At 68.8% G+C, this 19,758-nt stretch carries 13 protein-coding genes; 6 read left to right on the top strand and 7 right to left on the bottom strand.

What is annotated here, in order from left to right:
• Positions 1-52: 52 nt before the first annotated feature.
• Positions 53-3,592, bottom strand: a complete 3,540-nt coding sequence (gene dnaE, locus ACFYWY_RS30190) for a DNA polymerase III subunit alpha (protein WP_389191919.1) — start codon at positions 3,590-3,592, stop codon at positions 53-55.
• Positions 3,593-3,796: 204 nt separating this feature from the next.
• Here dnaE and ACFYWY_RS30185 point away from each other — a divergent pair, with 204 nt between their 5' ends.
• The 4 genes from ACFYWY_RS30185 to ACFYWY_RS30170 all read left to right on the top strand — a co-directional run bounded on the left by ACFYWY_RS30185 (position 3,797) and on the right by ACFYWY_RS30170 (position 8,682).
• Entirely contained in the window at positions 3,797-5,131 is a 1,335-nt protein-coding gene (locus tag ACFYWY_RS30185) for a DUF2252 domain-containing protein (protein WP_389191916.1), read from the top strand.
• Positions 5,132-5,211: 80 nt separating this feature from the next.
• Entirely contained in the window at positions 5,212-5,901 is a 690-nt protein-coding gene (locus tag ACFYWY_RS30180) for a hypothetical protein (protein WP_389191913.1), read from the top strand.
• A 77-nt stretch (positions 5,902-5,978) separates the two neighbouring features.
• Complete coding sequence (locus tag ACFYWY_RS30175) at positions 5,979-6,794, top strand: DsbA family protein (protein ID WP_389191910.1); 816 nt, start codon at positions 5,979-5,981, stop codon at positions 6,792-6,794.
• A gap of 235 nt (positions 6,795-7,029) precedes the next feature.
• Positions 7,030-8,682, top strand: coding sequence for an alkaline phosphatase D family protein (locus ACFYWY_RS30170; RefSeq protein ID WP_389191907.1), 1,653 nt, complete (start codon positions 7,030-7,032; stop codon positions 8,680-8,682).
• 93 nt (positions 8,683-8,775) lie between these two features.
• On the opposite strand, the gene ACFYWY_RS30165 is transcribed toward ACFYWY_RS30170, so the two are convergent.
• The gene (locus tag ACFYWY_RS30165) at positions 8,776-9,345 is read right to left on the bottom strand and encodes a dienelactone hydrolase family protein (RefSeq protein ID WP_389191904.1); all 570 of its coding nucleotides are present in this window, start codon (positions 9,343-9,345) and stop codon (positions 8,776-8,778) included.
• Between the two features lie 37 nt (positions 9,346-9,382).
• Between ACFYWY_RS30165 and ACFYWY_RS30160 the strand changes: the two genes are divergently transcribed.
• Positions 9,383-10,531 carry a mechanosensitive ion channel family protein gene (locus ACFYWY_RS30160; protein ID WP_389191902.1) on the top strand — a complete coding sequence of 383 codons (1,149 nt, stop codon included), beginning with the start codon at positions 9,383-9,385 and terminating at the stop codon, positions 10,529-10,531.
• Positions 10,532-10,545: 14 nt separating this feature from the next.
• Here ACFYWY_RS30160 and ACFYWY_RS30155 read toward each other — a convergent pair whose 3' ends face one another.
• From ACFYWY_RS30155 to ACFYWY_RS30135, 5 genes are all read right to left on the bottom strand, one after another.
• Complete coding sequence (locus tag ACFYWY_RS30155; RefSeq protein ID WP_389191899.1) at positions 10,546-12,132, bottom strand: Na+/H+ antiporter; 1,587 nt, start codon at positions 12,130-12,132, stop codon at positions 10,546-10,548.
• A 265-nt stretch (positions 12,133-12,397) separates the two neighbouring features.
• Positions 12,398-12,871, bottom strand: coding sequence for a GNAT family N-acetyltransferase (locus ACFYWY_RS30150; RefSeq protein ID WP_389191896.1), 474 nt, complete (start codon positions 12,869-12,871; stop codon positions 12,398-12,400).
• On the bottom strand, positions 12,868-13,809 hold the full coding sequence (locus tag ACFYWY_RS30145) for an RluA family pseudouridine synthase (protein WP_389191893.1): 942 nt from the start codon (positions 13,807-13,809) through the stop codon (positions 12,868-12,870). Before ACFYWY_RS30145 ends, ACFYWY_RS30150 begins: the two co-directional genes overlap by 4 nt.
• A 17-nt stretch (positions 13,810-13,826) precedes the next feature.
• Entirely contained in the window at positions 13,827-14,393 is a 567-nt protein-coding gene (gene lspA, locus ACFYWY_RS30140; protein ID WP_389191890.1) for a signal peptidase II, read from the bottom strand.
• A 59-nt stretch (positions 14,394-14,452) separates the two neighbouring features.
• The gene (locus ACFYWY_RS30135; RefSeq protein WP_389191887.1) at positions 14,453-15,871 is read right to left on the bottom strand and encodes a TraR/DksA family transcriptional regulator; all 1,419 of its coding nucleotides are present in this window, start codon (positions 15,869-15,871) and stop codon (positions 14,453-14,455) included.
• A 571-nt stretch (positions 15,872-16,442) separates the two neighbouring features.
• Between ACFYWY_RS30135 and ileS the strand changes: the two genes are divergently transcribed.
• Entirely contained in the window at positions 16,443-19,580 is a 3,138-nt protein-coding gene (gene ileS / locus ACFYWY_RS30130) for an isoleucine--tRNA ligase (RefSeq protein WP_389191884.1), read from the top strand.
• Positions 19,581-19,758: the final 178 nt, after the last annotated feature.

Here is a 19,758-nt window from a genome sequence, read left to right as displayed (position 1 = left end):
GGCGCGCCCGTGACGACGGGCGCGCCCCTTGACGCGTATGTGCGTATCGGCGCTAGCCGGCCAGGCAGGACGGGCCGAGCAGCACCTTCAGATCGCCGAAGAGCGCCGGGTCCGGCTGCACGCGGTGCCGGTCGAGCCGGAGCACCGTGGTCTTGCGGGGGCCCTGGAGCTTGATCCGTACCTCGGTGTTGCCCTTGTGGTGGCTGAGGATCTCACCGAGCCTGCTGATCATCGGCGGCGTCACCTTCACCGTCGGGATGGTGACGATCACCGGCGCGTTCGTGCCGGCCGACGAGAGGTCCGGGACCATCAGCTCCATGGCGACAAGCCGCGGGATGTCCTCGCGCTTGTCGAGCCGTCCCTTCACGAAGACCACGGTGTCCTCGACGAGCTGCGTGGACACCAGCTGATAGGTCGCCGGGAAGAACATGCACTCGATGGAACCCGCCAGGTCCTCGACCGTCGCGATCGCCCAGGCGTTGCCCTGCTTGGTCATCTTGCGCTGCAGGCCGGAGATGATTCCGCCGATGGTGACGACCGCGCCGTCGGCGTGCTCGCCTCCGGTGAGCTGGGAGATGGCGGCGTCCGACTTGTCGCTCAGGACATGCTCGATGCCGAACAGCGGGTGGTCGGAGACATAGAGGCCGAGCATCTCGCGCTCCTGCGCGAGCAGATACGACTTGTCCCACTCGATGTCGGAGAACTCGACGTCGAGCCCGAAGCCCGGCTCGTCGCTCTCCTCGTCGCCCATCCCGCCGAACAGGTCGAACTGTCCCTCGGCCTCCTTGCGCTTGACCGCCACCACGTTGTCGATCATCGGCTCGTGGTGGGCGACCAGGCCCTTGCGGGTGTGGCCCATCTCGTCGAAGGCGCCGGCCTTGATGAGCGATTCGACGGTCCGCTTGTTGCAGACGACGGCCTCGACCTTGTCGAGAAAGTCCGGGAAGGAGATGTACTTCCCCTTGGACTTGCGGGAGCGGATGATCGAGTCCACGACGTTCGTGCCGACGTTCCGCACGGCGGAGAGGCCGAAGAGGATCACATCGTCGCCCTGCGCGGCGAAGTTCGACTGCGACTCGTTCACATTGGGCGGCAGCACCTTGATGCCCATGCGGCGGCATTCGTTCAGATAGACCGCGGACTTGTCCTTGTCGTCCTTCACGGACGTCAGCAGCGCGGCCATGTATTCGGCCGGGTAGTTCGCCTTGAGATACGCGGTCCAGTAGGTCACCAGGCCGTACGCCGACGAGTGCGCCTTGTTGAACGCGTATCCGGCGAAGGGGACCAGCACATCCCACAGTGCCTGGACCGCCTGATCCGAGTAGTTGTTCTTGCGGGCGCCTTCCTGGAAGAGGACGAAGTTCTTCGCCAGCTCCTCGGGCTTCTTCTTGCCCATCACGCGACGGAGGATGTCGGCCTCGCCGAGGGAGTACCCGGCGATGATCTGGGCGGCCTTCTGCACCTGCTCCTGGTACACGATCAGGCCGTAGGTGACGCCGAGGACCTCCTTGAGAGGCTCCTCCAGCTCCGGGTGGATCGGTGTGATCTCCTGCTGGCCGTTCTTACGGAGCGCGTAGTTCGTGTGCGAGTTCATGCCCATCGGACCCGGCCGGTACAGGGCAGAGACGGCGGAAATGTCCTCGAAGTTGTCGGGCTTCATCAGCCGCAGCAGCGAACGCATCGGGCCGCCGTCGAACTGGAAGACACCGAGCGTGTCGCCGCGGCAGAGCAGTTCGTACGTCGTGGGGTCGTCCAGCGGGATCGAGAGCAGGTCCAGCTCGACGTCCTTGTTCGCCTTCACCATCTTGACGGCGTCGTCCATGATGGTGAGGTTTCGCAGGCCCAGGAAGTCCATCTTCAGCAGGCCGAGCGACTCACAGCTCGGGTAGTCCCACTGCGTGATGGTGACGCCGTCGGTGTGCCTGACCCACACAGGCACATGGTCGGTGATGGTCTCGCTGGACATGATCACGCCGGCGGCGTGCACACCCATCTGCCGGACCAGTCCCTCGACGCCCTTGGCGGTGTCGATGACCTTCTTCACGTCCGGTTCGTTCTCGTACATCCCCCGGATCTCGCCCGCCTCGCTGTAGCGGGGGTGCTTCGGGTCGGTGATGCCGTTGAGGTCGATGCCCTTGCCGAGGACGTCGGCGGGCATCGCCTTGGTGAGCCGGTCACCCATCGCGTACGGGTAGCCGAGCACCCGCGCGGAGTCCTTGATGGCGTTCTTCGCCTTGATCTTGCCGTACGTGCCGATCATGGCGACCTTGTCGGCGCCGTACTTCTCGGTGACGTACCTGATCACCTCACCGCGCCGGCGCTCGTCGAAGTCGATGTCGACATCGGGCATGGAGATGCGCTCGGGGTTGAGGAAGCGCTCGAAGATCAGTCCGTGCTCGATCGGGTCGAGGTCGGTGATGCCCATGGCGTACGCGACGATCGAGCCGGCCGCGGAGCCCCGGCCGGGGCCCACCGCGATTCCGTTGTTCTTGGCCCACATGATGAAGTCGGCCACCACGAGGAAGTACCCCGGGAAGCCCATGTCGATGATGATGCCCATCTCGTACTCGACCTGCTTGAGCCGGTCGTCCGGGATGCCCCCCGGGTAGCGCCGGGCCATGCCGCGCATGGTCTCCTCGCGGAACCAGGTCACCTCGGTGTAGCCCTCGGGCACCTCGAACTTCGGCATCAGGTTCCGCTCCTGGAACCAGCCCTCGGTATCGATCTGCTCGGCCACCAGAAGGGTGTTGGCGCAGCCCTTCTGCCAGGCGTCCGAGGAGTCCACGGCGTACATCTCGTCCGTGGACTTCAGGTAGTAGCCGGTGCCGTCGAAGCGGAAGCGGTCGGGGTCCGAGAGGTTCTTGCCGGTCTGGATGCACAGCAGCGCGTCGTGCGCGCCGGCCTCGTCGGCGTAGGTGTAGTGCGAGTCATTGGTGACGAGGGGCGGGATGCCGAGCTTCTTGCCGATCTCCAGCAGGCCGTCGCGGACCCGGCGCTCGATCTCGATGCCGTGGTCCATCAGCTCCAGGAAATACTTGTCCTTGCCGAAGATGTCCTGGTACTCGGAGGCGGCCTTGAGAGCCTCGTCGAACTGGCCGAGACGCAGCCGGGTCTGGAGTTCGCCCGAGGGGCAGCCGGTGGAGGCGATGAGCCCCTCCGACCACTGGGCGATGGTCTCCTTGTCCATACGCGGCCACTTCTGCAGCCAGCCCTCGGCGTACGCGTCGGAGGAGAGCCGGAAGAGGTTGTGCAGACCGGTCCTGTTGGCCGCCCAGATCGTCTTGTGGGTGTAACCACCCGAACCGGAGACGTCGTCCCGCTTCTGGTGCGGCTGGCCCCACTGGATCTTCCGCTTGTTCCGCCGGGACTCCGGAGCGACATACGCCTCGATGCCGATGATCGGCGTCACACCGGCCTTCTTGGCCTGATGGAAGAAGTCGTACGCGCCGTGGAGGTTGCCATGGTCGGTCATGGCGATGTGCGTCATGCCCATTTCGTTGCAGGCATTGAACATGTCCTTGAGCCGCGCAGCACCGTCCAGCAGGGAGTACTGGGTGTGGACGTGAAGGTGCGTGAAAGGCGGCTTGGTCACGGCTTCAGGCCTCCGGAGAACGGTGGATGACAGGCTGCGGGCAGTCTGGGTGGACAGCCTGGAAGTCTACGTGTTGGCACTGACAGTCGGCGGGCACTCCCGAGTACCTTCGAGCGTTGCACCTTTGGATTCCGCTCTCGCTCCGCTCGACCGGCGAGACGGAATCCCTCGTCCTATTTGTCATGCACCAGGAGGCACCCAGCGATGTCGGTACCGCGATCCGCCGAGGCCACAGCTGAAGAACGCGGTGAGGAGATCCTCGCCGTCTTCGACACCGCCTTCGGCCAGCTGCTGGCCGCCGACCCCGCCGCCTTCCGGGTCAAGTTCCGGAAAATGGCCGCCTCGGCGTTCGCGTTCTACCGGGGCACCGCCTGCCTGTTCTACAACGACCTGGGGCGGGAGCGGCACGGCGGCCCGTACCTCGACGAGCGCACCGGCCGGGTGTGGATCCACGGCGATCTGCACGCCGAGAACTTCGGCACCTACATGGACGCCAACGGCCGCCTGATCTTCAACGTCAACGACTTCGACGAGGCGTACGTCGGCCCCTTCACCTGGGACCTCAAGCGGCTGGCCGCATCGCTGGCGCTGATCGGCTACACCAAGGCGCTCAGCGACGAGCAGATCACCGAGCTGGTGCTGATCTACGCCGCCGCCTACCGCGAGCGCATCCACGCCCTGGCCGCCGGCGCGAAGAACGACGAGGTGCCGCCCTTCACGCTGGACACCGCAGAGGGCCCGCTGCTCGACGTGCTGCGTGACGCCCGCTCGCTGACCCGGTTCTCCCTGCTCGACTCGATGACCGAGATCCGCGACTTCGAGCGCCGGTTCGCACCCGGCGGCGGCTCGATCGAGCTGGACGCGGCCACCCGCTACAAGGTGCTCGCGGCCTTCGACGGCTATCTGGAGACGCTGCCCGAGTCCAGCCTGACCCGGCCCGACTCCTACCGCGTCAAGGACGTCGTCGGCCGTCGCGGCGTCGGCATCGGCTCGGCCGGCCTGCCCTCGTACAACATCCTGCTCGAAGGCAACAGCGACGCCCTCGAGAACGATGTCGTGATCTATATGAAGCAGGCCCAGACCCCCGCGGTCTCCCGGCATATCGACGACGCGGCCGTGCGGGAGTACTTCCAGCACGAGGGCCACCGCACGGTGATCTCGCAGCGCGCGCTCCAGGACCACGCCGACCCGTGGCTGGGCTGGACCGAGCTGGACGGATCGGGTCAGCTGGTCGCCGAGGTGTCGCCGTACGCGGTGGATCTGGACTGGGGCGACATCGACGACCTGGAGGAGATCGCGGCGGTCGTCGCCGACCTGGGCAGGGCGACGGCCACGATGCACGGCGCGGCGGACGACGAGAGCGGCCACTCGCTGGTGCCGTTCTCGACGGAGCGGGCCATCGACGCGGCGATCGCGGCCGACGAGGGCGGGTTCGGCGAGCTCCTGGTGGAGTTCGCGCACAGCTACGGCGTGCGGGCGCGGGCTGACCACCAGATCTTCGTCGACCTGTTCCGCAACGGCCGGATCCCGGGTCTCTGAGCTTCGATCACCGGGCTCCACCCTCGTGAGGCCGGATCCTTAGGAGCCGCTTACCCGGCCCCATGGGAGACTCCCGGGTGATGGACATATCAGGAATGCAGCTCAGGGGGGTGCGGGCAGCGATCTTCACGGCACTGGTCGTGACGCTGTCCGCCGCCTCCCATGTGCTGCTCTCCCAGGCCCCGCTGCCGCTGACCACCGTCGCGGGTCTTTCGGCCGGCGTCTTCGCCGTCGCGTACGCCCTGTCGGGCCGGGAGCGCGGCTACTGGCGGATCGCGAGTCTGCTCGTCCCGCTGGAACTGGCCGCGGACACCGTCTTCACCACCGGCCAGGACGTCTGTTACGGCCCCGGCGGCGGCCCGGTCGCCGGTTCGCTGCGCGCGGTCGGCCTCGATGTGCTGTGCGGCGGGAGCGTCGGCGCCCAGCTGCCCGCGGTGGCGGTCGCCGACCGCGGCGCAGCCGCCCTGCTGCACTCCACCGACCCCGCCGCCCTGCCGTGGCTGCTGCTCGCCGCCCATGTGTCGGTGGGGCTGCTGGCCGCGGCCTGGCTGCGGCACGGCGAGTCCGCGCTGTCCGGCCTTGTGCGGGCGGTGGGCGCCTTCGCGTTCCGGCCGCTGCTGCTGGCGGTCACCGCGGCGGGTACGGCGCACCGGCCCGTACGCCGCGGAACGCGTCCCGCGCCGCGCCGCCCCGGCGTCTCCCGCACTCGTCTGCTGGTGCACTCCGTCGGACGGCGGGGACCGCCGCGCTCGGCCGCAGTCTTCGCCTGAGCCCGCAGTCCCCCTCTTCAGCAATCCCCCGATCTTTTCCGTATCTCTCGATACGGCATCACACGGAGCGAATCAGCATGAGTGCACGTAACAGCCAGGCCAACAAGGCGGCGGCCCGCGAGCGGCTGCGCCAGGAGCGTGAGCGCCAGGCCAAGAAGGACAAGACCCGGCGTCAGCTGGTCGTCATAGGCTCGACGGTCGTGGTGCTCGCGATCGCGGGCGGCATCGGGTACGCCGTGATGCAGGCCAACAAGCCGAGTCACTGGGAGTCGGTGAAGGACGAGAAGAACGTCGCCGCGCCGAAGAACACCGAGGGCGAGAACGGCACGACGGTCGTCATAGGCAAGCCGGCCGCGAAGAAGACGCTGGAGCTCTACGAGGACTCGCGCTGCCCGGTCTGCGCGACCTTCGAGCAGACGGTCGGCGCGACGGTGAAGAAGGACCTCGACGCCGGTAAGTACAAGATCAAGTACGTCGGCGCGACCTTCATCGACAACGCCACCCAGGGCGAGGGCTCGAAGAACGCTCTGTCCGCGCTGGGCGCGGCCCTCAATGTCGGTCCCGAGGCTTTCATGGAGTACAAGGCCGCCCTCTACTCGGCGAAGTACCACCCCGAGGAGAGCGACGACAAGTTCGCCAAGGACTCGTACCTGCTGGAGGTTGCCGACTCGGTGACGGCGCTCAAGAGCAACGCCGAGTTCAAGAAGAACGTCGAGGACGGCACTTTCGACGCCTGGGCCATGAAGATGTCCGCGGCCTTCGACGACAGTGGGGTCACCGGCACGCCGTCGCTCAGGATGGACGGCAAGAAGGTCACCGCGGACGGTACCGACAACCCACCCATGACGGTGGAGCAGTTCAACGCCGCGGTCGACAAGGCCATCAAGGGCTGAGGTCACCAAAGGCCGAGGCCACCAAAGGCCGAGGTCACCAAAGGCCGAGGTCACCAAAGGCCGAGGTCACCAAAGGCCGAGGTCACCAAAGGCCGATTACATCCGATTACGGCTGGTTTCACCCGAGTTACCGACCGACCGGGAGGCAACGCGCCGGTTGACCGCTTCCGATGGGCGGGCGAACTTTCCCTGTTCGCTCGCCCATTCGGCTTACCGGTCAGTAGTCTGATCGGCCGTGACCAGTCGACTTCCCTCAACTCCCAGCCGCCGCACGGTCGTCAAGGCCGCTGCCGCCACCGCTGTCGTCGCCGCGCCCGCCATCGCGGTCGCCACCTCCGCCAACGCCGCCTCCGCCCAGGAGGCCCCGGCCTTCCTGCACGGAGTAGCCTCCGGCGACCCGCTGTCCGACGGTGTACTGCTCTGGACGCGTATCACCCCCACCCCCGATGCCGTGCCGGGCTCGGGCAAGGGCCCCGACACCGCGGTGAGTTGGGAGGTCGCCGAGGACAAGGCCTTCACCCGGGTCGCCGCCCGCGGCGCCACGACGTCGAAGGCAGCCTCCGATCACACCGTCAAGGTGGACGTAAGGGGCCTGCGCCAGGCCACCGCCTATTACTTCCGGTTCACCGTCGGCTCGAGCGTCTCTCCCGTCGGCCGCACCCGCACCACCCCGGCCACCGATGCCGCAACGCCCGGTGTCCGCTTCGGTGTTGTCTCCTGCGCCAACTGGGAGGCGGGCTACTTCTCCGCGTACCGGCATCTGGCAGCCCGCGCCGACCTGGACGCGGTCCTCCATCTCGGCGACTACGTCTACGAGTACGCGACCGGCGGCTACCCGGCCGAGCAGTACGTCATACGCCAGCACTCGCCGAAGCACGAGATCACCACGCTCGCGGACTACCGCACCCGTCACGCCACGTACAAGACGGACGCCGATCTGCAGGCGCTGCACGCCGCCCACCCGGTGATCGCGATCTGGGACGACCACGAGTTCGCGAACGACACCTGGTCGGGCGGCGCGGAGAACCACACGCCGGGCGCCGAGGGCGAGTGGGCCGCGCGCGCCGCCGCCGCGCGCCAGGCCTACTTCGAGTGGATGCCCGTACGCGCGTCGACCGAGGGCACCGTCTACCGCCGGCTGCGCTTCGGCAAGCTCGCCGATCTGCATCTGCTGGACCTGCGGTCCTTCCGCTCGCAGCAGTCGACCATCGGCAACGGCGACGTGGACGACCCGGACCGTACGCTCACCGGCCGCGCGCAGCTGGACTGGCTGAAGGCCGGGCTCGCCGGTTCGGACGCCGCGTGGAAGCTGGTCGGCACCTCGGTGATGATCTCGCCGGTCGCGTTCGGGTCCGTACCGGCCCATCTGCTGGCGCCGATCGCGGAGTTGCTGGGACTGCCCAAGGAGGGCCTCGCGGTCAACGTCGACCAGTGGGACGGCTACACGGACGACCGCAAGGAGCTACTGAAGCACCTGACGGACCGCGGGATCAAGAACACCGTCTTCCTCACCGGCGACATCCACATGGCCTGGGCGAACGACGTGCCGGTCAAGGCGGCGACGTATCCGCTGTCGCAGTCCGCCGCGACCGAGTTCGTGGTGACGTCCGTGACCTCCGACAATCTGGACGACATCCTCCATGTCGCGCCGGGCACGGTCTCGCTGATCGCCTCCGCGGCCGTCAAGGCGGCCAACCGCCATGTGAAGTGGCTGGACATGGACAACCACGGCTATGGCGTCCTCGACGTCACCGCCGAGCGCTCGCAGATGGACTACTACGTCCTGTCCGACAGGACGAAGCAGGACGCCACCACGAAGTGGGCCCGCTCCTACCGGACGCTGTCCGGTACGCAGCGCGTCGAGCGGGTCAGCCAGCCGGTGCGCTGACGCGGGGCCGGAGCACCCGTAAGGCCAGTGGGCCTCGCGCGGACGAACGCGGAGACGCGTACCGCGCGGGGCCTTTGTTCTCGTCGGCCCTGGCTACAGCGTTTCGAGGAAGCCCAGCGCGGTCCGCCACGTCTGCTCCGCCGCGGCCTCGTCGTAGTCGGGCAGATCGGGGTCGGTGTACAGGTGCCCGGCGCCCCGGTATCGGTAGATCTCCACATCCGCGCCGGCCCGCTGCATCTGCAGATACCAGGCGTTCAGCCAGTCGTGCGACTCGAAGGGGTCCGGGTCCGCGACATGCAGCTGTACGGGCAGGTCGTCCGCACTCGCACCCTCCGCGATGTCGGACGTACCGTGCATGAGCAGCAGCCCGCGCGCCTTCTCGTCGCCCAGCGCGAGGTTCTGCGCGATCGAACCGCCGAGCGAGAAGCCCGCGTACACCAGACCCTCCTCGGAGTACGGCGCGGCGGCGAGGACCGCCCGGCGCAGCAGCTCCTCCTTGCCGGTCTTCTCCTTAAGCTCCATGCCTTCCTCCACGGTCTCGGCGGTTTGGCCGTCGAAGAGGTCGGGCACGCGAACCTGGTGCCCGGCGGCGCGCAGCCGATCGGCTGCGGCGTGCACTGCCGGACGCAGACCGTAGACCGAATGGAAAAGCACGATGTTCATTCGGCCATCCTGCCAGTTCCCGTTAGCGTCGGAGTTTATGGACAACGTACTGCGCCCGTTGACCGTGGTCGGCGGCTCTCTCGTGCTCACGCTGCTGCTCGGCTGGGTCGTCGACCTGCTGCTGCGCCGGGTGGACGCCCGTCACCCCGAGACCCCGCTGTGGGGGCTGCTGCGCCGCTGCCGGCTGCCGTTCCAGGTCGTCCTGCTCACCGCGCTGCTGAGAGGGACCTACCGCGAGACGAAGTGGCAGCCGCTGAAGGACCACGAGGCGGCTGTCGGCCAGGTCCTGTCGCTGGTGCTGATCAGCGCGGGAGCCTGGCTGGTGGTACGGATCGTCTCTGCCGCGGTGGAGTCGTCGTACGCCCGTTACGCCTCCTCGACCCGCGATCCGGCCCGGGTACGGCGGGTGCGCACGCAAGTGACGCTGATCATGCGGATCGTCACGGCGCTGGTCGTGGTGGTGGCGGTGGCCGCGATGCTGCTGACCTTCCCGGGCATGGAGAAGGTCGGCGCGTCGATGCTGGCCTCCGCGGGCATCATCGGCATCGTCGCGGGTGTCGCGGCGCAGTCCACGCTCGGGAATCTCTTCGCGGGCTTCCAGATCGCGTTCGGCGACATGGTGCGGATCGGCGACACGGTGGTGGTGGACGGGGAGTGGGGCACGGTCGAGGAGGTCACGCTGACGTTCCTCGCGGTGCGGACGTGGGACGAGCGGCGCATCACCATGCCTGTGTCGTACTTCACCAGCAAGCCGTTCGAGAACTGGTCGCGCGGCGGAGCGCAGATGACCGGGACGGTCTTCTTCCACCTGGATCACTCGGCGCCGGTGGGCCTGATGCGCGAGAAGCTCCACGACATCCTGCGGGAGTGCGCGGCCTGGGACGGCCGGGACTGGAGTCTGGCGGTCACGGACACCACGCCGAACACGATGCAGGTGCGGGCGGTTGTGACGGCGAAGGACGCGGACGACGTCTGGACGGCGCGGTGCACGGTGCGAGAGCAGATGATCGCCTGGCTGCACGAGAAGCATCCGTACGCGCTGCCACGCGTGGCGACGTCCCCGGCGGCGCTGCCCCCGGGCGGCGCGTGGCCAAGGGCCCCACGGTCGGCTCCGGACGCGCATGTGCCGTCCCCGGACGGTGAGGGCCACGAGGGCGGCGCCCATCCCCGCACGGGCAGGGGCTGACGCCCAACACCCCCTCACCGCAAGCTGCGTACGTCCAGATGCCGAAGCACCCTGTCCACCACCTCCGGGTCCGCGCCCGGCTCGTTGCGGGCCGACAGGACCTCGTGGCGGGCGGCCGACAGCATCTCCCGCTGGATCCGCTGCACCGTCCTGAGCCGGTCCGCCCGCTTCGCGAACCACTCCCGCCGCTCGTCGTCGACGATGTCCGGGCTGATCCTCGTCCCGATGTCGTACGCCCTGCGCAGCAGCCGTTCGCTGATGTCCTCCGACAGGTCCTCCACCTCCTCGATCTCCCTGAGCCGGTGCTTCGCCGCCTTCGCCGCGCGGACCGCGAGCTTCCGTTCCAGCTCGCGGTCCGCGTCCGTGTCCGCCCGCACGCCGAGTCGCCGCACCAGCCACGGCAGGCTCAGTCCCTGCAGCACAAGTGTCGCCAGGATGACCGCGAACGCGATGAAGATGATCTCGTCCCGGCCCGGAAAGGGCGCCCCGCTGTCCGTTTTCAGCGGAATGGCGAGGGCCAGCGCGACCGATGCCACGCCCCGCATCCCCGCCCACCACATGATGACGGTCTCCCGCCAGCTCACGGGGATCTCCTCGTCGTAGTCCCGCAGTCTGTGCAGTCGCTTGGCGATCCAGGTCGCAGGCATCAGCCACAGCAGCCTTACGGCCACGACGACCACGATGATCGCGGCGCTCCAGCCCAGAAGCTGTATCTCGCGCCCGTGCGCCGTGCCGAAGACGTTGTGCAGTTCGAGGCCGATGAGGCCGAACGCGACCCCGGTCACCAGAGTGTCGACGACCTGCCAGAACGTGTTCCCGGCCAGCCGTCCCATCACATCGTCCGCGTCGGCGGTGTGCTCGGCGAGGAAGAGCGCGGTGATCAGGACGGCGAGCACGCCCGATCCCTTCAGCTCCTCCGCCATCACATAGCTGACGAACGGCACCATCAGCGACAGGCCGATCTGCAGCGTCGCATCGCCGAGCAGACCCATCAGCTTGTTGGAGAGCCAGCCGAGCGCGAGCCCGACCGCGAGGGCCACCACGCCCGACAGCGCGAAATCCCCCACCGCGCCCGGCCACGAGAACGTCCCGCTCACCGCCGCCGCGATGGCCACGTGGTACAGCACGATCGCCGTGACGTCGTTGAACAGCCCCTCCCCCTCAAGGATGGAGATCAGCCGCCGCGGCAGCCCGAGCGACCCGGCGACCGCGGTCGCCGCGACCGGATCGGGCGGCGCCACCAGCGCGCCGAGCGCAAACGCCGCGGCGAGTGGCAGCCCGGGCACGATCGCGTGGGCGACGGCCGCCACCGCGGCCATCGTGATGAACACCAGCGCGACCGCGAGCAGCAGGATCGGCCGGATGTTGGCCGTGAACTGCCGCCAGGAGGTGCGCTGTACGGCCGCGTACAGCAGCGGTGGCAGCAACAGCGGCAGGATGAGGTCCGGCGGCACCTCGACGTTCGGCACGAAGGGCAAGAACGCGAGGACGATCCCGGCCACCGTCATCAGCACGGGCGCGGGCAGCCGGAGCCGCTCCCCCAGCGGCACTGTCACCACGGCCCCGAGCAACAGCAAGAACAGCAGCGCCAATTGGTCCACGGTGTGTCCTCCGGCGGCTCGAAACCTCAACGATCAAGACTTCAAGCCTGCCACGCAAATAACCCCAATCACCCCGACATCCCCTGTGGCCAACTTCTCTGAGGGCGGAGGGCGGCCAGCCGGGCCCACCGCGGGACGTCACGGCAACGGCGAGTGGACGAGGTGGGCTTGCCGTACTGAGGCGTCGGGCCGTACTGAGGGACCGGCCGTACTGAGGCGTCGGGCCGTACTGAGGGCCGGCCGCGCGGGGAAACCCCGTCCCCCGCTAGAGCGCCCGCCGCATCGCCGTGTGCCCGATTCCCGCGTCCAGGAACTCCGCCCCGTACGCCACGTACCCCAGCCGCTCGTAGAACCCCAGCGCCTGCGTCTGCGCATGCAGGTCCACCGCGGCCAGCCCACGCTCCCGCGCCGCCTTCTCGATCGCCCGTACCAGCGCCACGCCCACGCCGAGCCCCCGCGCCGCCTTGCTCACCGCGAGGCGGCCCAGGGAGCCCACCGACGGGTCGCCGCCCGTCTTGTCCGCCGCGGCGTCGCCATGCAGCAGCCGTCCCGTGCCCAGCGGCTGCCCGTCCGCGCCGACCGCCAGTACGTGCACCGTGTCCGCGTTCTCCGCGTCGAACTCGTCGTACTCGATCTCCGCCGGCACCTGCTGCTCGACGACGAAGACTTCCTTCCTGACCGCGAAGCACGCCTCCCGGTCGGCCGGGCCGACGGCGGCCCTCACGACGAAGGAACTCACGCGCTCTCCGCCCCTATCGTGTCCAGCGCCGACTGCAGATCCTCCGGGTACGCGCTCTCGAACTCCACCCACTGCCCGTCCGACGGATGCTCGAAGCCCAGCCGCACCGCGTGCAGCCACTGCCTGGTCAGCCCGAGCCGCTTCGCCATCGTCGGGTCCGCGCCGTACGTCAGGTCGCCCACGCACGGGTGCCGGTGGGCAGCCATGTGCACGCGGATCTGGTGCGTACGCCCCGTCTCCAGCTTGATGTCCAGCAGCGACGCCGCCCGGAACGCCTCGATCAGGTCGTAGTGCGTGACCGACGGCTTGCCCTCCGCCGTCACCGCCCACTTGTAGTCGTGGTTCGGGTGCCGCCCGATCGGCGCGTCGATCGTCCCGCTCAACGGATCCGGGTGCCCCTGGACCAGCGCGTGATACCGCTTGTCCACGATCCGGTCGCGGAACTGCGCCTTCAGCAGGGTGTACGCCCGCTCCGACTTGGCGACGACCATCAGCCCGGAGGTGCCGACGTCCAGCCGGTGCACGATCCCCTGCCGCTCCGCCGCGCCGGACGTCGAGATCCGGTACCCCGCGGCCGCCAGACCGCCGATCACGGTCGTGCCGCTCCAGCCGGGACTCGGATGCGCGGCCACGCCGACCGGCTTGGCGATCACGACGATGTCGTCGTCGTCGTGCACGATCTCCATGCCCTCGACCGGCTCGGCCACGATCTGCACCGGCGCGGGCGCCTGCGGCATCTCGACCTCGAGCCACGCACCGCCGTGCACACGTTCGGACTTTCCGACGACCGAGCCGTCGACCTGCACCTTCCCGCCGATTGCCAGCTCGGCCGCCTTCGTACGGGAGAACCCGAACATCCGTGAGATGGCGGCGTCTACGCGCTCGCCCTCAAGGCCGTCGGGTACGGGCAGGGTGCGGATCTCGGGAACTGTACTCACCCGTCGAGTATGCCTTGTCAGTCCTTGTGGACAGTCCCGTCAGGGTCCAGCCCCTTGAACGACAGGATCACAATCAGGATCCCGCCGCAGACGATCGCGGAGTCGGCGAGGTTGAAGACCGCGAAGTGCGCGGGCGCGATGAAGTCGACGACTGCTCCCTCGAAGACCCCGGGTGCCCGGAAGATCCGGTCGGTGAGGTTGCCGAGCGCACCGCCGAGAAGCAGACCGAGGGCGAGTGCCCACGGCAGGCTGTAGAGCTTGCGCGCGAGGCGGGCGATCACGACGATCACCACCGCCGCGATGCAGGTGAAGATCACGGTGAAGGCCTCGCCGATGCCGAACGCCGCGCCCGCGTTCCGTACCGCCTCGAACTTCAGCAGATCACCGATGATCTCGATCGGCTCGTGATGCTCCAGCTTGGCCACCACGAGCATCTTGCTGCCGAGGTCGAGCAGGTAGGCGACGAGCGCAACAGCGAACAGCACGGCGATCCGCCGCTTGCCCTTGGGCTGCTCGGCGGGCGCCGCAGCCTCGTCGGCGCCCACTGAATCCGACGTACCGATGATGCGCTCCGCCTCTGCCACGTGAGTCCCTCAACCTAGGTGCCTGACTGAGCACGAGGGTACGGCACACACGTACGGACTCAGCCTCGGCGTTCCTGCTTCTGCTTGTCCTCCACGCACAGTGTGGCGCGCGGGAAAGCCTGCATACGGGCCTTTCCGATCGGCTTGCCGCAAATCTCGCAGAGCCCGTACGTCCCGGCGTCGAGCCGGACCAGCGCGCGCTCGGTCTGTTCCAGCATCTCGCGCGCATTGGCGGCGAGGGCCATCTCGTGCTCGCGCGTGATGTTCTTGGTCCCGGTGTCGGCGTCGTCGTCGCCCGCGCCGTCCCCGGAGTCGCGCATCAGACCGACCAGCGCCTCTTCCGAGGAGCTGATCTCGTTCGTCAGGCGGACCACCTCGCTCTCCAGTCCGGCGCGCGCTTCGGCGACCTCATCCGCCGTCCATGGGTCCTCGCCGGGCCGTACGGCGAGCTCTCCGGGCGGCGTCGCGGCCACTGCAGGCGTCGGGGGCACCGCCACCGCGCTGTCGCCGGCTGTCGATGCCACACCCGCGGTCTTCTTTGCTCCCACCGTCCTGGCTCCTGTCTGCTCCGCGGCCGCAGCCGCCCCCTTGGCCGCGACTGCGGCCTTCTTCGCGGCCTTCTTGGCCACGGCTTTCCTGGCAGGTGCCTTCTTCACCGGCGGCGCCTGGGCCGACGGCACGGCAGTCTCCTCCACGACCGTGGCCTTCTTGGCGGTCGCGTCCTTGGCGGTGGCGTCCTTGGCGGTCGCCTTCTTCGCGGCGGTTTTCGTGGGGGTCGCCTTCTTGGTGGTCGCGTCCTTCGGGGTCTTCTTCGCCGGCGCCTTCTTCGCGGCTTTCTTGGCCGTGGCCTTCGTGGCCACGGCCTTCCTCGCGGTCGTCTGCACGGTCGTCGTCTTTGTCGCGGTCGTGTTCGTGGGGGTCGCCTTCTTCGTCGCAGTGGCCTTCTTCGGGGTGGCCTTCTTCGGGGTGGCTTTCTTGGCAGCCGCTCTCTTGGGCGGTGCCTTCTCGGCAGCCGCTTTCTTGAGCGGTGCCTTCTCGGCAGCCGCTCTCTTGGGCGGTGCCTTCTCGGCAGCCGCTCTCTTGGGCGGTGCCTTCTTGGGCGGTGCCTTCTTGGGCGGTGCCTTCTTGGGCGGTGCCTTCTTGGCGGGAGCCTTGTCGGCGGGAGCCTTCCTCGCAGCCGCCTTCCGGGGCGGTGCCTTTCTGCCCCCTGATGTCTTGGCGGGAGCCTTGTCCGTGGAGTCCTTCCGGGGCGGTGCCCTCCTGGCCCCTGAAGGCTTGGCGGGAGCCTCGTCCGCGGGGGCCTTACCCGCCGACACCTTCCTCAGCGTCGCCGTCGCCGCCGATGTCTGCTTGCCGGTCCTCTTCGCCGCGGCCCTCTTCGCGACGGTGCCCTTCTTGCCGCTCGCATCCTTGGCCGCCGCGTCTGCGGCGCTGGATTTTGCGGACGCCGTCTTCTCGGCGGGCTTCTTCGCCACCATGGCCGCGGCCCCTTCACATATTGTGATCTTGCTCGCGAGTCGGTGCTGGGACGATAAATCGACACCAGCCCCGCGGCAAACGGGGCACGCCGCCGCATGGGCCCGCCCCGGCCTGCGACAAGGCGAACCTGCATCGGTTGTGCCCAGCTCCCCGCCCGGTAATCCGCCACTGGGGCGGAGCCGGACTCCGCCGGGGCGGTATGGCCATTCGGGTCATTCGCGCACCCCGGGGGCGGGCCGCGCCCGGTCCGGCGTAAACCGGTCGGCCGCCCTCCGTACGGGCCCGTACACTGGGCGAAGCGAAAGGCGTGGATGGGGACGAGTAGCTTCGTACGCAGCCATGAGCGACCCGGGGACGGTGAGAGCCCGGGGGCGAGCGCGAGGTGAAGCATCACCCCTGAGCCGCCGGAAGAAAGCCCACGGGACGACCGCGGGCGAGTAGACCCGGCATCGCGACCCCAATGAGGGGGCTCACCGGTCACGGCCGGCGGGCCAAGGAGGGTGGTACCGCGGGAGCACGCGCTCTCGTCCCTCCGACGGAACAGACATTGTCCGTTGGAGGAGCTCGCCGATGACGCCACCCCAGTACAACCAGGTGCCCGCCCAGGTCGACCTGCCCGCGCTCGAGCACGCCGTGCTCGACTTCTGGCGCGAGAGCAAGGTTTTCGCCAAGAGCCTCGCGCAGTCCGAGGGCCGCCCCGAGTGGGTGTTCTACGAGGGCCCGCCGACCGCGAACGGCATGCCCGGAGCGCACCACATCGAGGCCCGCGTCTTCAAGGACGTCTTTCCGCGCTTCCGCACGATGCGCGGCTATCACGTCGCCCGCAAGGCCGGCTGGGACTGCCACGGTCTGCCGGTCGAGCTCGCCGTCGAGAAGGAGCTCGGCTTCTCCGGCAAGAAGGACATCGAGGCGTACGGCATCGCGGAGTTCAACGCCAAGTGCCGTGAGTCCGTGACCCGTCACACGGACGCGTTCGCCGAGCTGACGACCCGCATGGGTTACTGGACCGACCTCGACGACGCCTACCGCACCATGGACCCGTCCTACATCGAGTCGGTCTGGTGGTCGCTGAAGGAGATCTTCAACAAGGGCCTGCTGGTCCAGGACCACCGTGTCGCCCCCTGGTGCCCGCGCTGCGGCACCGGCCTCTCGGACCACGAGCTGGCTCAGGGGTACGAGACGGTCGTGGACCCGTCCGTCTTCGTCCGCTTCCCGCTGACGAGCGGCCCGCTGGCCGGCGAAGCGGCCCTCCTGGTGTGGACCACGACCCCCTGGACCCTGGTCTCCAACACGGCGGTCGCCGCACACCCCGACGTCACGTACGTCGTCGCGACGAACGGCGAGGAGAAGCTCGTCGTCGCGCAGCCGCTTCTCGAGAAGGCCCTCGGCGAAGGCTGGGAGACCACCGGCCAGTCCTTCACGGGCGCGGAGATGGAGCGCTGGACGTACGACCGCCCCTTCGAGCTGGTGGAGTTCCCCGCCCCGGCCCACTACGTCGTCAACGCCGAGTACGTGACGACCGAGGACGGCACCGGTCTGGTCCACCAGTCCCCCGCCTTCGGTGAGGACGACCTCAAGGTCTGCCGCGCTTACGGCCTGCCGGTCGTGAACCCGGTCCGCCCCGACGGCACCTTCGAGGAGGACGTCCGGCTGGTCGGCGGCGTGTTCTTCAAAAAGGCCGACGAGACGCTCGTGCCCGATCTCCAGGCCCGTGGCCTGCTGTTCAGGCACGTTCCGTACGAGCACAGCTACCCGCACTGCTGGCGCTGCCACACCGCGCTGCTCTACTACGCGCAGCCGTCCTGGTACATCCGCACCACCGCCATCAAGGACCGTCTCCTCGAGGAGAACGAGAACACCAACTGGATCCCGGACTCGGTCAAGCAGGGCCGCTACGGCGACTGGCTGAACAACAACATCGACTGGGCGCTCTCCCGTAACCGCTACTGGGGCACGCCGCTGCCGATCTGGCGCTGCGAGGACAACCACCTCACCTGCGTCGGCTCGCGCGCCGAGCTGACGGAGCTGACCGGCACCGACCAGTCGGCGCTGGACCCGCACCGTCCGTACATCGACGATGTGACGTTCCCCTGCCCGACCTGCCGGCAGACGGCCACGCGCGTCCCGGAGGTCATCGACGCCTGGTACGACTCGGGTTCGATGCCCTTCGCGCAGTGGGGCTATCCGTACAAGAACAAGGAGCTCTTCGAGAAGCGCTACCCGGCGCAGTTCATCTCGGAGGCCATCGACCAGACGCGCGGCTGGTTCTACACACTGATGGCCGTCGGCACGCTCGTCTTCGACAAGTCCAGTTACGAGAACGTCGTCTGCCTGGGCCACATCCTCGCCGAGGACGGCCGCAAGATGTCCAAGCACCTGGGGAACATCCTGCAGCCGATCCCGCTGATGGATCAGCACGGCGCGGACGCGGTCCGCTGGTTCATGGCGGCCGGCGGCTCCCCGTGGGCCGCGCGCAGGGTGGGCCACGGCACGATCCAGGAGGTCGTGCGCAAGACCCTGCTCACGTACTGGAACACGGTGGCCTTCCAGGCCCTGTACGCGCGCACGTCCAACTGGGCGCCGTCCGCGGCGGATCCGGCACCGGCGGAGCGCACGGTCCTGGACCGCTGGCTGCTGAGCGAGCTCGGCGCGCTGGTGGACCAGACGACCCAGGCGCTGGAGGCGTACGACACTCAGCGTGCCGGAAAGCTCCTGTCGGCCTTCGTCGACGACCTGTCCAACTGGTACGTACGCCGCTCGCGCCGCCGCTTCTGGCAGGGCGACGCCGCCGCGCTGCGTACGCTGCACGACGTCGTCGAGACTGTGACGCGTCTCATGGCCCCGCTCACCCCCTTCATCACGGAGCGGGTCTGGCAGGACCTGATCGTCCCGGTGACGCCGGACGCCCCGGAGTCGGTTCATCTGTCGACCTGGCCGGCGGCCGATCTGGACGCCATCGACCCCACCCTCTCCTCCCAGATGGCGCTGGTCCGCCGCCTGGTGGAGCTGGGCCGCGCCACCCGCGCGGAGTCCGGGGTCAAGACGCGTCAGCCGCTGTCCCGGGCGCTGGTCGCGGCGGCGGGCTTCGAGTCCCTCTCCCCCGAGCTGCACGCGCAGATCACGGAGGAGCTGAACGTCTCGTCCCTCGCCTCACTCTCCGAGGTCGGCGGCTCGCTGGTCGACACCACGGCCAAGGCGAACTTCCGCGCGCTGGGCAAGCGCTTCGGCAAGGGCGTCCAGGCGGTCGCTAAGGCGGTCGCCGAGGCGGACGCCGCCGCGCTCTCGCTGGCCCTGCGCGAGGGCAACGCGACCGTCTCCGTGGACGGCGAGACGATCACCCTCTCCCCGGAGGAGGTCATCATCACGGAGACCCCGCGCGAGGGCTGGTCGGTGGCGTCCGACTCGGGCGCGACGGTCGCGCTGGACCTGGAGATCACTCCGGAGCTGCGGCTCGCGGGCCTGGCGCGTGACGCGATCCGCCTGATCCAGGAGGCGCGCAAGAACAGCGGCCTGGACGTCGCGGACCGCATCGCGGTGAGCTGGTCCTGCACGGACCCGTCCACGACCCAGGCCCTGACGGAGCATGCGGGCCTGATCGCGGACGAGGTCCTGGCGACGACGTTCACGACCACCCCGGCGGACGACACCTTCGGCACCCCGTTCGAGGACGAGGGTCTGTCCCTGACGTTCCGCCTCCGCAAGGCGTAACCGTCCCAGCGAGGGGCCCGGGCTACGGCTCGGGCCTCTTTGCTTTCCCCCACCCCGCCCCTTCCCGTAACTGGGGCTCCGCCCCAGACCCCCCACCACAAAAGCCGGTGGGGGGGGGGGTGGGGGGGGGGGGGGGGCCCCACACCCCCCCCGCCGGGCGTCACCCGCGCCCGGCGCG

It is taken from the genome of Streptomyces sp. NPDC002870, assembly GCF_042888505.1.
In the GTDB taxonomy this organism is placed as follows: domain Bacteria; phylum Actinomycetota; class Actinomycetes; order Streptomycetales; family Streptomycetaceae; genus Streptomyces.
Note: the sequence above shows the minus strand (reverse complement) of the source record. Positions and strands in the feature narration are given on the sequence as shown.